Here is an 11,750-nt window from a genome sequence, read left to right on the forward strand (position 1 = left end):
GATCACTCATACTACTGCGACCTTTCGATCTCAAGTACCCGCCCAAGCCAGATGAATGCACAGAAATTTCAACCTTATACGTTACGGTTCGTCGCTATCTTCCTGTTCGACCAGAGTTAATGCGCCTGCGTCCTGCAAAGTCCGGATCGCTCCGACAATCTGGGACATTGCTTCTTCCGCTTCAGGTTGTTTAACGCGTCCGCGCTCTTCCATTTCGTCGCGCAAGCTGTCAGCCATTCGCGAGGAAATACTTTTCAAAATGAAATCTGCGGCTGCTCGATCTTCACCACTTGTCGCACCGGCAAGGGCGTTCACAAGAACGGGTTGTTCCACTTCACGCAAAATGGCCTGAACGTCGCGGGACATAATACGCTCTGGGATATGAGCAAATGTAAAGATCGACTGGCGGACAACCGTTGCGAAGTCTGCGTCTTCTTCGTCAAGTGCCGTCAATAGTCCGTCTCTGGTCGTGGCTGCCGATCGATTCAGAATCGCCCCAATACGTTCGCCGGGTTCGTCCTGAAATGCTGGGATCGGAAGTTGATCCAGTTGGGCCGCCAGTGACCATCCGATGCGTTCGACGGCTTCGGGGGTGACATTCGCCGTTTTTGATACTGCGTAAGTAATCCTGCGCGCGACTGGGCCAGGTAAATTGCCCAACAGTTGAGCAGCCTTCGCAGTCTCCAATTTAGAAAGCATTACGGCAGCCACCTCGGTACTTTCGGCTTGAGCCATTTTTGCTAGGTCTTGGGCCGGAACTTCGCGCAAACGCTCCCAAGGGTCGCCGACCTGCCTGACACCGGCCACCTTGCGTAAACGGGCCGCTGTTGAGGGCGCTATTTTACCGTTCACGGCATCCAGAGCACCGGCCAATCCATGTGGAAAAGACAACCCAACGCTGTCAAGTGCGTCTGCAAATTCGCCGGCTACAGCCGCCAAAGTCACACGGTCAACAAGCCCCATTCGGCCCAATTGATGCGTGAGTTTTTCTTGTAATGCATCCGGCAGTTCTTCGAGCGGGATGTCTGCCCCTTCGTTCAGTAGAAGCCGAACGATAACTGCGGCCTTTTCTTTATTGGACAATGCGCGCGGGACAACCCGTGCCGGTTCATCAATTGTGTCTACGACTGGCGCTTGCGCGCCAGGCGTCATCTGTATCAGTGCCTGAGGGTCCTGCATATGCCTGCCATGCCAATATCTTAAGTCCCAGGCAGAATAAGGAGAGTCGGGTAAAGAAACCCTGAAGCCTAGTAATTGTAAGTCAAGCCGGTGCTAATCGCTTCGCGTAGTGAAACCTCAGCCCAGGTTCCTTCACCACCACGAGCCTTGATTTCGCGCCACTGTTCAATGGCCTGATCTGTCTTTCCTTCGGTAACAAACCCCTGGCCCATGTAGCTGCGCGCCAGAATGTTATTGGGGTTGGTTGAGATTGCGTTTTCGTAAAAGACGTTCGCAAGCTCAAGTTCACCTAATTTTCGGTAGGTAAAGCCCCAATAGGTTAGAACGCGGTCGTCATCCTGATCCATTATGCGAAGAATTTCCTGAGCGTGCTCGAACTGACCGTCGTAGGCCAATTCCCGAACCGCGTCGTATAGTTGATCATCTGTAAAGTTTGTTCTGTTTGGCTTTACGCACCGTCCCGCGGCTTCGTCGTAGACTCGACCAAATAGGCATTTCTTTGTCGTATTGGTGGGCTTTGGAGGATTACTGTCGCCACCCGCGGCATGCACGATTGGGGCAAAGGCAAACGCTTGGAATGCGATTGCAGAAGCTAGTACGAGACGCATTTTCCTACTCCGTTTTCTAGGCTGCTCGACATAACAATAGCGCGGTCTACGAAAAATCTAACGTCGATCCGCCCCATATTATTCACGAGTAGGAAACTTTTCGTCAGCTGTTGACCAGTTTCACGCAAGTTTGAGCTTCGCTGTCCCAAATTGTACCGGGTGCGCAGGACTGATTTTGACTTGCATGGCCAGTGCATGCCAATCCGGCTGATGCTGTGACAAGCAGCGCGAAGCTGCAGAGTAGGGCGCGGATCATTGCGTTTCTCCCATTAGGAAATCCATGAGCACCATAGCTGAAAACAGCGATTCAGGCAAAGAAACTCAACCCGGGTCCGAAACACGGGTAGAGCCTTTCCAGAACAAATTGAATTCAGATGTTATTCTCCGAAAACGCGTTCGAATATCGTATCGACGTGTTTGGTGTGGTAACCCAAATCGAACTTTTCTTCGATCTCTTCTTTGGTGAGCGCAGCAGTGACTTCGGCATCGCCCAGCAATTCGGTTTTGAAGTCCTTGCCTTCTTCCCAAACCTTCATGGCGTTACGCTGGACAAGGCGATAAGCATCTTCTCTGCTGACGCCGGCTTGGGTAAGGGCCAATAGAACACGCTGGCTCATGACCAAACCACGAAACTTGTTCATGTTGGCCATCATGTTCTCAGGATAGATAACCAGCTTGTCTACGACGCTAGTCAGCCGCGACAGTGCGAAATCCAGCGTGATGGTGGCATCGGGGCCGATGTTTCGCTCGACCGAGCTATGGCTGATATCGCGTTCATGCCACAACGCCACGTTTTCCATGGCGGGAACCACAGCCATACGTACCAGTCGCGCCAGACCGGTCAGGTTTTCGGTCAGAACCGGGTTGCGTTTGTGCGGCATCGCGGACGAACCTTTTTGACCCTTTGAGAAGAACTCTTCGGCCTCGAGTACCTCGGTTCGCTGCATATGGCGGATTTCGATGGCGATGTTCTCGATGCTGCTGGCGATGACGCCTAGTGTGGCAAAGAAGGCAGCGTGGCGGTCGCGCGGGATTATCTGAGTACTGATTGGCTCGGGCACCAGACCTAGCTGGTCGCAGACATGTTCTTCGACACGCGGGTCGATATTGGCAAAGGTCCCAACCGCGCCGCTGATTGCGCCGGTGGCGATCTCGGCACGAGCATCGCGCATGCGGGACAAGTTGCGATCCATCTCGGCGTAAAACCGAGCGAAGGTCAGACCCATTGTTGTGGGTTCGGCGTGAATACCGTGGCTGCGGCCAATGCGTACAGTTTCCTTGTGTTCGTAAGCACGACATTTCAGCGCGGTCAATAATCCTTCAAGATCGGCAATGAGTATGTCTGCGGCACGGGTCAATTGCACGTTGAAGCATGTGTCCAAAACATCGGAACTGGTCATACCCTGATGCACGAAACGGGCTTCTTCGCTGCCGATGTGTTCGGCTAAGTGGGTAAGAAAAGCGATGACGTCGTGTTTGGTCACAGCCTCGATCTCGTCAATGCGGGCGACGTCGAAATCAACATCCTTTGCCTTCCACACTGCTTCGGCGTTTTCGCGCGGAATAACACCCAAATCTGCCATGGCGTCACATGCGTGAGCCTCGATTTCGTACCAAATCCGGAACTTGGTTTCCGGCGACCAAATGGCAACCATATCGGGGCGGGAATAACGTGGAATCATTGGCAGCGGCACCTTATTGTGTTTTGGCATGAGGCGATGCGGCGGGGTTTAAACCCGCTCAGCCAAAGGAACAAGGCGTGAGTGCAAAGATGAGACGGTTTGCCCTGATTTTGGGTCTTGTGCCCAGTTGGTTGGGGGCAGAAGAATTTAAAACTCTAACAGGTGACGAGATTCTGTCAGTGCTTTCCGGACAAAAGCTAAATTACGGTGAGGGAGCCTGGCAGATTTTTGATGAAACGATGTTGACCCAATATTTTTTTGGGCAGCCGTCCTCTGGTCGTTGGACAGTGCGCGAGGATCAATATTGTTCATTGTGGCCACCATCGGATTTGTGGGTTTGTTACGATGTGCTCCAAGCCGGCCAGACCATACGATTTGTTGATGACCGGGGTGGCGCCACCGACGGAGTCTTCGAATAGTGATTTTGCCAGGTAAAATTTCCGATTTTGCTGGTGAATGGATACTGTTCCGCACCATACGCGACGCAAAGGCTGGGCAGGTCGTCGAGGCAGATGGAACCGCACACCTGCGCCCTGATGGTAACGGGCTAATCTATGATGAAGAGGTTATCCTGCGAATCCCCGGTCAGAAGGAAATGAAAGGAACCCGGCGATATCTTTGGCGAGCAATCGGGGATAACATCGAAATCCAATTTGACGACGGTCGGTATTTTCATTCGCTGAACTTAGGTCTGCCAAATGCCTCTGACCATCACGATTGTCCACCTGACAGCTATGATGCGGCTTATGATTTTTCGGCTTGGCCAGTATGGTCAGTTAGATGGATTGTTTCCGGACCACGAAAATCCTATGAGATGGACACCAAATATAGGTTACGATAGCGTAATCATCTTGCAGCCGAGGCCCGAAACGGGCATTTCTGCAGCCGCAAAAAGTCCGAACACGGAGAAAAATGAAAATGAGTGCGAATGTTCTGGTCGAAGCAATCGGCCCGCGTGAGGGAACTGCGCTGCGTCTCAAACAAGTTGCCTTGGTTGCCCTGGGTATTTTGGCGCTTGCCATTGCCGCAAAAATCAAGGTTCCCATGTGGCCGGTTCCGATAACAATGGGCACTTTTGCCGTTCTGACCATTGGTACCGCGTATGGCGCCCGTTTGGGTCTGATCACAATGGTAGGTTATCTGCTGATTGGTGCGCTTGGCTTTGATGTTTTTGCCGGTTCTTCGGCTGAAAAATTTGGCCTGACCTATATGATGGGTGGCACTGGCGGTTATCTGGTTGGGTACCTTCTTGCGACAATCCTGCTGGGCGCGTTGGCCGCACGTGGTTGGGACCGCTCGGTTGGGAAGCTGGCATTAGCACTGTTTTTGGCAAATGTGGTCATTTATGTACCGGGCCTCTTGTGGCTTGGCCAGCTTTACGGCTGGGACAAACCGATTCTGGAATGGGGTTTGACACCTTTCCTTATTGGGGATGCGATCAAACTGGCTATGGCGGCGTTGTTGGTGCCCGCCCTCTGGAAACTTGTGGGTAGCGCCCGCACTTAACCAGCCAAGTTTTGCCAAACTTTAACCCGCGTCAGGAGGAACCCCGGCGCGGGTTTGTCGTTTTTGGCCAAAGCGAAGCTGGACAAACCCAGTTCGTACAGGCCAACCTGATATGGTGGAAATCATCAGGTTATTTTGATATGCGCGTTTTGTTTTCAAAGATATTTTTCATCTGTCTCGCGGTTTGGTTTGGCTGTGCGCTTCCCGCGGCTTCAGATACCCCCGTCACGTATACTGATCGTGGTCAAAAGTTGTTCCGATTTGTTGTTCCCGATTTCTGGGCTCTTCGTGTCGGCGGACCTCGGAGTATTGAGGATACGAATGTTGGCGATCCTCGAGCGGTTGCGCGTGTGATGGGTATGCGCCCAGTTACGGATGATGCGGTCTGGATGGGCTTCGTCTCACCCGACGGGGTAGAGACAATTGAGGACGGTGTTCAATACTTGCAGGACATTGACAAATTTCTGGTCAAGGACGCGAAGCTAACTGAAAGCGTCAGGCAATCGATTGGAGGATTGCCGGCGCAGGTGTTTCGCGGAACCGGTCGTAGGGATGGGCGCGGGGTGAACTTTACAGCAACTGTAATTGACCTTCCACGAGGCCGTGTAGCCGTAGCGGTAGCGGTTTTGCAGGATGGCGCTGATCCTGCCTACGTCGAAGACCTGAACGCGGTATTCGACTCTTTCCGAGCGATGCAGTGAGGATAAGTTTATGACATTTAAGATTGTTAAGCGGACTTTGCTGGCATTTGGCCTTGGGGCAACGGCACTTACCCTGTCGGCATGCGACGGTGTAACGGTTGGAGTGGGGTACGGGTACGATCCGTATTATGACTCAATGCTTTGGAATGACTACTATCGGCGCGATGTCGATGTCGACATTGATGTCGACCGACCGGACCGTCCGGATAGACCCGACCGGCCTGATAGGCCGACCAGACCAGACCGCCCTAAACCTCCGGCTGGTAAACCGCCATCGCGTCCGCGCCCACCTGCTGCAAGACCGCCGACAGCCAGACCACCGATACACCGTCCCGCACCGCGACGTTGAATACTCGGGTGCTTACCCAGAAGGCAAAAGCTCGGTCGTGATGTGAGCGGAACCTTCCAGTGTGCGGTGGACAGGGCATTTGTCGGCGATTTCCAGCAATTTGGCTTGTTGGTCCTTGGATAATGGCCCGGAAAGCCTGATTTTGCGGCGGAAGTGATCCACTTTGCCTTCGCTGGCCAGCCCTGCGTCCTGAGCGTGAACTTTGTTGTGGCAGACATCGACGGTTATTCCGTTCAGAGGCCAACCCTTGCGACGCGCATACATTCGGATCGTCATCGACGTGCATGCCCCCAACCCCGAAGATACAAAGCCATAAGGCGACATTCCTCGGTCTGTTCCGCCGTAAGAGATCGGTTCATCGGCCACCGCATGATGTCGCGGACCGGATTGAATATCTTGCAGGAATCCTTCTGGGTCTGCCTCAGTCACGCGTACTACTCCTTCGGGTGCGCCAGGAGGCGGGGCCGGAGGGTTCAGTTCAACGTATCGTGAGACCCATGCAGCGATGACATCAGCAGCGTATTCCGCGTCCGCCGCGCGAGTGATCAGGTGATCGGCGTCATCTAGCGTTACAAAACTCTTCGGATGTTTGGCCGCCAGATAAATCGTGCTGGCGTTGTTGATACTGACGGTTTCGTCCCGTGGTGCGTGGAGGATCAGCAACGCGGCACGAAGGTCGGCGATTGCGGGGTTTAGGGCTGTTTCTGAAATATCGTCAACAAATGCTTTGCCGATACGAAACGGACGACCGCCAAGTGTCACCTCTGCTGCCCCTTGTCGTTGAATATCGGGCAGCGCATCTTCGAAATGGTGCGAGACATGACTGGGATCAGCCGGAGCGCCCAATGTAACGACCGCCTTGACTGACGGGATGTCCGCGCGAGCCCTAAGAACGGCAGCACCGCCGAGCGAGTGGCCGATCAGCAAGGCAGGTGCCATTTTCCTCCCGGTTAAGTATTTAGCTGCTGCGATCAAATCCTCGACGTTCGAGGTAAAGGTTGTATTGGCGAATTCTCCACCCGAATGGCCAAGGCCGGTGAAGTCAAAGCGCAAAACCGCAATTCCCATTGCCGCAAGCCGCGCAGAAATTCGCCTTGCGGCCGGAATGTCTTTGGAACAGGTAAAGCAATGAGCGAATAGAGCGGTTGCCAGTACGGGCCCATCAGGCAAATCAAGTCGCGCTGCAAGTTGGCTGCCGTCATGTCCGGCAAAGGTGATGCGTTCCGTGGGCATGGCGGCTCCTTCAGCTACTTAGGGTCCTCCAATACTGTGTGCATCAACGTTTTGTCTCAACCCATGTGTCAGAAGCGTCACGGTAAGGTGAGCATGTGAGTGAAAGTGGAACATGCTTCAAATCGCTCAAGCGAAAACAATGTAATCGCGGATGTTCCAATTATTTTCTTTATTTTCGGTTTCTCAGAAGTGCATTTTGATCAACATAGGCCAAAGAGTGAAGTCACCGGCGTCGAACATGCCGAATCCGCGATTGAGGGCTGGCACGGCAATGTGATGCAGTCCGGGTCGTCGCGCTGAGCTGATAATTCAAGCTAATCCCATCAGGGCACTATCAAACGGGTATTTGGTCAGGTTTTCATAGCCGTACTCGGTAATCAAAACCTGATCTTCCAACTTGATCGAAAAATCCCCGCCTACTTCACCAACAGCTGCCTCGACGCACAATACCATCCCGGGTTCCAATGGGTAATCATAAGCACCTTCGACCGCTTTGTCTGGGTAAGCCACCAGCGGCCACTCGTCACACAATCCGACGCCGTGCATCAGGCAGCCATATTTTTGGGCCTGATATTTGTCGTCAAGCTTGTGCGCGTTGGCCGTCAACTCGGGGATTGTTACTCCGGGTTTGAGCATTTCCATGTTGGTCATGATGTGTTCATGCGCATGCTGCATGGCATAAATCATATCTGGGCGTGGCTTCTGATCTCCAATCCACCAAGTCCTAGAAATATCTACACAAATACCATAACAGCCGATCAAATCGGTATCGAACGCTACAATCTCGTTCCGCTGCGTGATGCGTGGGCCGCATTCTTGAAACCAAGGGTTTGTGCGCTGTCCCGATGCCAACAACCGGGTCTCGATCCATTCACCGCCGCGGCGTATATTTTCGGCATGCAGGACGGCCCAGATGTCATCCTCAGACGTTTTGCCGTCACCCACATTTGCTCGGGCAAAATTTTCCATCGCTGCAACTGCCGACTCGCAAGCGTGGCTCGCACAGCGCATTGCGAGTATTTCGTCTGCGCCCTTTATGGCGCGGGTCTTTTCGGTGACCTCCTCGCCATCCATAATTTCAAATTCTTGGGCCTCAAGAGCGCGAAGGCCGTGCAACATTATCTTGTCCACACCCAACCTTTTATTACCGCCGGCATGTTCTTCAATAAGAACGCGCACTTCGTTTGAGAACACGTCTGCAGCCACATCAATTTTGTCACCACGGTCGAAATAAAACAGGTCCGCACCTGAACGCTGTTCGCGCACCAGCGGGTTGAAGGTCGTCAGGAACGGAGAGTTTTTGTAGTCCCAAATCACCATGTGACCGTCTGCACACAACAGAACAGCCCGGAATGGGTTATGGGTGTTCCAAAGCTGCATATTGGTGCTGTCGGTGGCATACCGGATGTTCAGCGGATCAAACAGTAAAAGCCCACCATAGCCGCGATCCACAATCGCTTTGGTCAGACGCGTCCAGCGAAATTGGCGCATTCTTTCTAGGTTAGGCAAACTCAGTCCTGCCCCCGCCCATTCGTCAAACGCAAGTTGGGTTGGGCCGATCTCTATCCGGTCATTGTCATTGGGGGAGCCGTCGCCCAGTGTGGCTCCGCGCGTCGGGTCAATCTTACGGCTTTCACGATAAGGTATATTCACGTTTTGCCTCCCTGCTTTAAATTTCAGATTGATGCGCCCAAGACGTTGCGTCGCAATGATTTGCGACTGTCGTCACGTCGCTTTTGGACCGACATATCCTGACCCGGGTGATACATGGAGCCAATGAACATTATTTTGCAGGAAAACATACCCTACGATCCACTGGCCCCTAACCCCCTGCCTGGGATCAAACCTGCCAGCATGGAAGACTGGCTGCAACGAGATGACGCTTTTGACGCGCAAATGGCATATCGAAGCAACTTGTTGGCGGAAAGACCTGACGAAGTATTGGCAATGGATCAAATGGCACTAGCCCCTGCACAAGAGCTTTTGGAGCTAGTGTTGGAGCACGCTTACAAAGGCCAGCGAGATAATGTCGTGAGGCCTGATGGCCAGGGTATAAATGTCGAGCGCGAGAGACCGCTGGAAACGCCTTGCAACCTTGTTCAAGAGGATCTGTGCATATTGCAGAAAATTGGAAATGAGCACGTTTTGACCGGAGCCATTTTGTGTTTCCCTGCGAGTTGGAGGTTATCCGAGAAATTCATGCGTCCGCTGATCACCATTCATGAACGCATTGACCCCTATGATTCCAATGTCGCACGTCGCGTCCAAAGGTTATTTGATGGCATAAAACCTGACCGCCCTTTGTGGAGATTCAACGCGCTTTGGTATGATGACGCCCAGTTGTTTCAACCGCGCAGTATACAGAACCCACGTGAGGTCCGCAGTCGCGGAAATGCGAAATACCTGCGTAGTGAAAGGCAGACATTGTTGCGGCTGCCCAATTCGCGGGCGGTTGTATTCTCTATCCACACCTATGTTTTGGCCGTGGAACGCCTGCTGGAAATGGAAAACCCCGCCGAATAGCGGGGCCTTCCTAGGAGGGTCTTTGGTGGTCTTTTACATTCCTATGGCGCTTGCTACACCGGCAAATGCATTTGTCGCATTCAGAGCGAATATCGCAACGGTCAGTGACAGAACCTGAGTGCTGAGACGAAAATCTTCACCGCGAATAAGGTTCACGGCCGCCAAAGAAATGGCGACGGGACCCGAAATGCTGGCAATTGCCCCTGTCATGCCCCAACTAGTCAATCTAAGTATGTCGCTTGGGATTTCATCCGTCTCGGGGGTCGCGTTTTCGCTGTATGCCTCCGCTGTCGGTTTTGTATCTTCGCGGAATGCGAGGCTTAGTAACTGCTCATCAGTTAGTTTGATTGGGCGTGCTGTAGATTCAGATTGATCGATATCGCCATCGTCAGATAGGTCAAGACCTGTAAACTGTCCCGAGATAGCATCAAAAGCTTTCTTACGATCCCGCGGCTTGCGCGGCGCGATGGAATCGAAGGCACTCATGAATTGCTCGACGGTAAGCACTGTATTGGGTGACAGCCATTCGATCCGCAAGGTCGAACAAATGTCAACCATACGATATAGTATTACTACCAGCATAAGCTCTGAAATTTCACTGTCATCCATCAGGTCCGAAACCGGACAGATCGTTATTGTCAAACGGTTTGGCGGCAGTGTCGTGCTTTTTCGACTGATCGTTTTCAGGCCTACAGTTCTATCAAGAGTTTCATAACGGTCGCATGCGACTTCCTCTTTGACCTCCAAAGTCAAGCGAACCAAATACTGGCTGGTTACAATGCTCGCTTCTTGCGGGCTTAGTAACTTCTTGCGCTCAATAAGGTGCCCGTAATCCTGCAACGTAGTTGCCGCGATATGACCGAACCGCTCCAGCGCGCCATCCGGCTTGCCGTTGAATTGAAGACCACCATGGTAACTGCGCTTTGCCGTCACAGCGTGTTCCTTTTAAGTACAGGTTCCGAAATCAATTTTACGCATTGATCTGGGATGAATTTTGACGGAACGGAAAAAAACCAAGAATTCCGGAGTATTGATTACGCTTTGGAAACCAAGCAGCTATGAGGTCGATTAAATCTGTGTGGCGAGAATGTGGCCAAAATTCGGTTGTTTAGTCGCGCCGTTCCTCTGAGGTCAGTTGTCGATTCGCCAACCCATTATCGCGATGGATTGTTGATAAACCGAAGCTGCGTTCCACTGTTGTATAACGGCGAAATTCGGCTCTCCTGGTTGGTAGCCGCGGCCTGGTTTCCAGCCTTTCTTGCGCAAGAAGTTGGCTGTCGAGGCCAGAGAGTCAGTCATATTGTAAAAGTCCACCCTACCATCGCCGGTTGCGTCCACACCGTAGGTTAACGCATTGCCAGGCAAGAACTGGGTGTGCCCCAACTCGCCATGTTTTGCCCCTTTTGTCGCCACCGTGATGCTGCCATTGTCGACCAACTTTAAGGCACCGATAGCGTGCGGAATGAAAAACTCGGATCGTCGGCAGTCATAGGCCAAAGTGGTTATGGCGGAAACGACTTGACTGTCTCCCATGAAATTTCCAAACCCGGTTTCCATGCCGTGTATTGCGATAAGTACACCAGCCGGGACGCCATATTGCCGTTCCAACGCAGCGTAGAACTGTGGATTGCGTGCTTTGCGCTGACGTCCTTGGGCGACAATTGTGCTCGCGCCACGCACTTGCATGAATTTGTCCAAAGAATACTTGAAGCTCTTTTGGTTTCGGTCTGCAGCAATTGTGCGATTGGCGTATTGAGTTTGAGCCAGAGCTTGCAGCCCTTTTTTCTTAACTCCAGCGCGTTTCGCGGTTTTGGCAAAATCGGCTTTCCACGCCTCGAAACCGGCGCTTGTGTTTCCGCAAGGTGCAGTATGACCTATCGCGGGCAGTGATAATGCAATGGCTGTTATAAGAACAGTGCGCAGCATGAAGTTAAACCTGTCCAACAATTGACGAGCTCAGAGTAGGCCG

General features: G+C 52.6%; 13 protein-coding genes. 6 read left to right on the plus strand and 7 right to left on the minus strand.

Annotated elements, in window-relative coordinates; translation table 11 throughout:
* Window positions 1-81 precede the first annotated feature (81 nt).
* From AC2FNV_RS05255 to purB, 3 genes are all read right to left on the minus strand, one after another.
* Window positions 82-1,179, minus strand: coding sequence for a flagellar motor switch protein FliG (locus tag AC2FNV_RS05255; protein WP_254442493.1), 1,098 nt, complete (start codon window positions 1,177-1,179; stop codon window positions 82-84).
* Between the two features lie 68 nt (window positions 1,180-1,247).
* Window positions 1,248-1,787, minus strand: a complete 540-nt coding sequence (locus AC2FNV_RS05260; RefSeq protein ID WP_170472793.1) for a tetratricopeptide repeat protein — start codon at window positions 1,785-1,787, stop codon at window positions 1,248-1,250.
* Window positions 1,788-2,164: 377 nt separating this feature from the next.
* A complete protein-coding gene (gene purB, locus AC2FNV_RS05265) occupies window positions 2,165-3,469 on the minus strand; it encodes an adenylosuccinate lyase (protein ID WP_170605323.1) in 1,305 nt (434 codons plus the stop codon).
* Between the two features lie 89 nt (window positions 3,470-3,558).
* Between purB and AC2FNV_RS05270 the strand changes: the two genes are divergently transcribed.
* The 5 genes from AC2FNV_RS05270 to AC2FNV_RS05290 all read left to right on the plus strand — a co-directional run bounded on the left by AC2FNV_RS05270 (window position 3,559) and on the right by AC2FNV_RS05290 (window position 6,025).
* Window positions 3,559-3,888, plus strand: a complete 330-nt coding sequence (locus AC2FNV_RS05270) for a hypothetical protein (RefSeq protein WP_170605175.1) — start codon at window positions 3,559-3,561, stop codon at window positions 3,886-3,888.
* Window positions 3,888-4,310, plus strand: coding sequence for a DUF6314 family protein (locus AC2FNV_RS05275; RefSeq protein ID WP_170605177.1), 423 nt, complete (start codon window positions 3,888-3,890; stop codon window positions 4,308-4,310). Before AC2FNV_RS05270 ends, AC2FNV_RS05275 begins: the two co-directional genes overlap by 1 nt.
* A gap of 77 nt (window positions 4,311-4,387) precedes the next feature.
* On the plus strand, window positions 4,388-4,975 hold the full coding sequence (locus AC2FNV_RS05280) for a biotin transporter BioY (protein ID WP_170605179.1): 588 nt from the start codon (window positions 4,388-4,390) through the stop codon (window positions 4,973-4,975).
* Window positions 4,976-4,986: 11 nt separating this feature from the next.
* Entirely contained in the window at window positions 4,987-5,676 is a 690-nt protein-coding gene (locus AC2FNV_RS05285; protein WP_254442494.1) for a hypothetical protein, read from the plus strand.
* Between the two features lie 10 nt (window positions 5,677-5,686).
* Window positions 5,687-6,025, plus strand: a complete 339-nt coding sequence (locus tag AC2FNV_RS05290) for a hypothetical protein (RefSeq protein ID WP_170472782.1) — start codon at window positions 5,687-5,689, stop codon at window positions 6,023-6,025.
* Window positions 6,026-6,037: 12 nt separating this feature from the next.
* Here the strand turns inward: AC2FNV_RS05290 and AC2FNV_RS05295 are convergent, their stop codons facing one another.
* Together AC2FNV_RS05295 and dddP are read right to left on the minus strand one after the other, a co-directional pair.
* A complete protein-coding gene (locus AC2FNV_RS05295) occupies window positions 6,038-7,258 on the minus strand; it encodes a bifunctional alpha/beta hydrolase/OsmC family protein (RefSeq protein ID WP_170605181.1) in 1,221 nt (406 codons plus the stop codon).
* Window positions 7,259-7,567: 309 nt separating this feature from the next.
* Window positions 7,568-8,911, minus strand: coding sequence for a dimethylsulfonioproprionate lyase DddP (gene dddP, locus AC2FNV_RS05300; RefSeq protein ID WP_170605185.1), 1,344 nt, complete (start codon window positions 8,909-8,911; stop codon window positions 7,568-7,570).
* Window positions 8,912-9,034: 123 nt separating this feature from the next.
* Between dddP and AC2FNV_RS05305 the strand changes: the two genes are divergently transcribed.
* On the plus strand, window positions 9,035-9,781 hold the full coding sequence (locus tag AC2FNV_RS05305; RefSeq protein ID WP_170605326.1) for a heme-dependent oxidative N-demethylase family protein: 747 nt from the start codon (window positions 9,035-9,037) through the stop codon (window positions 9,779-9,781).
* Window positions 9,782-9,814: 33 nt separating this feature from the next.
* Here AC2FNV_RS05305 and AC2FNV_RS05310 read toward each other — a convergent pair whose 3' ends face one another.
* Both AC2FNV_RS05310 and AC2FNV_RS05315 read right to left on the minus strand, forming a co-directional pair.
* Window positions 9,815-10,714 carry a hypothetical protein gene (locus tag AC2FNV_RS05310; RefSeq protein WP_170605187.1) on the minus strand — a complete coding sequence of 300 codons (900 nt, stop codon included), beginning with the start codon at window positions 10,712-10,714 and terminating at the stop codon, window positions 9,815-9,817.
* A 198-nt stretch (window positions 10,715-10,912) separates the two neighbouring features.
* The gene (locus AC2FNV_RS05315; RefSeq protein WP_170605328.1) at window positions 10,913-11,707 is read right to left on the minus strand and encodes a lytic murein transglycosylase; all 795 of its coding nucleotides are present in this window, start codon (window positions 11,705-11,707) and stop codon (window positions 10,913-10,915) included.
* Between the last annotated feature and the right edge of the window lie 43 nt (window positions 11,708-11,750).

The sequence above is a fragment of the Ruegeria sp. BHSA163 genome (assembly GCF_059613365.1).

What these genes read in the sequence shown, in the direction of transcription:
- AC2FNV_RS05255 (WP_254442493.1), bottom strand. Translation starts at nt 1,179, where the DNA reads ATGCAGGACCCTCAGGCACTGATACAGATGACGCCTGGCGCGCAAGCG.
- AC2FNV_RS05260 (WP_170472793.1), bottom strand. Translation starts at nt 1,787, where the DNA reads ATGCGTCTCGTACTAGCTTCTGCAATCGCATTCCAAGCGTTTGCCTTT.
- purB (WP_170605323.1), bottom strand. Translation starts at nt 3,469, where the DNA reads ATGATTCCACGTTATTCCCGCCCCGATATGGTTGCCATTTGGTCGCCG.
- AC2FNV_RS05270 (WP_170605175.1), top strand. Translation starts at nt 3,559, where the DNA reads ATGAGACGGTTTGCCCTGATTTTGGGTCTTGTGCCCAGTTGGTTGGGG.
- AC2FNV_RS05280 (WP_170605179.1), top strand. Translation starts at nt 4,388, where the DNA reads ATGAGTGCGAATGTTCTGGTCGAAGCAATCGGCCCGCGTGAGGGAACT.
- AC2FNV_RS05290 (WP_170472782.1), top strand. Translation starts at nt 5,687, where the DNA reads ATGACATTTAAGATTGTTAAGCGGACTTTGCTGGCATTTGGCCTTGGG.
- AC2FNV_RS05295 (WP_170605181.1), bottom strand. Translation starts at nt 7,258, where the DNA reads ATGCCCACGGAACGCATCACCTTTGCCGGACATGACGGCAGCCAACTT.
- AC2FNV_RS05305 (WP_170605326.1), top strand. Translation starts at nt 9,035, where the DNA reads ATGAACATTATTTTGCAGGAAAACATACCCTACGATCCACTGGCCCCT.
- AC2FNV_RS05315 (WP_170605328.1), bottom strand. Translation starts at nt 11,707, where the DNA reads ATGCTGCGCACTGTTCTTATAACAGCCATTGCATTATCACTGCCCGCG.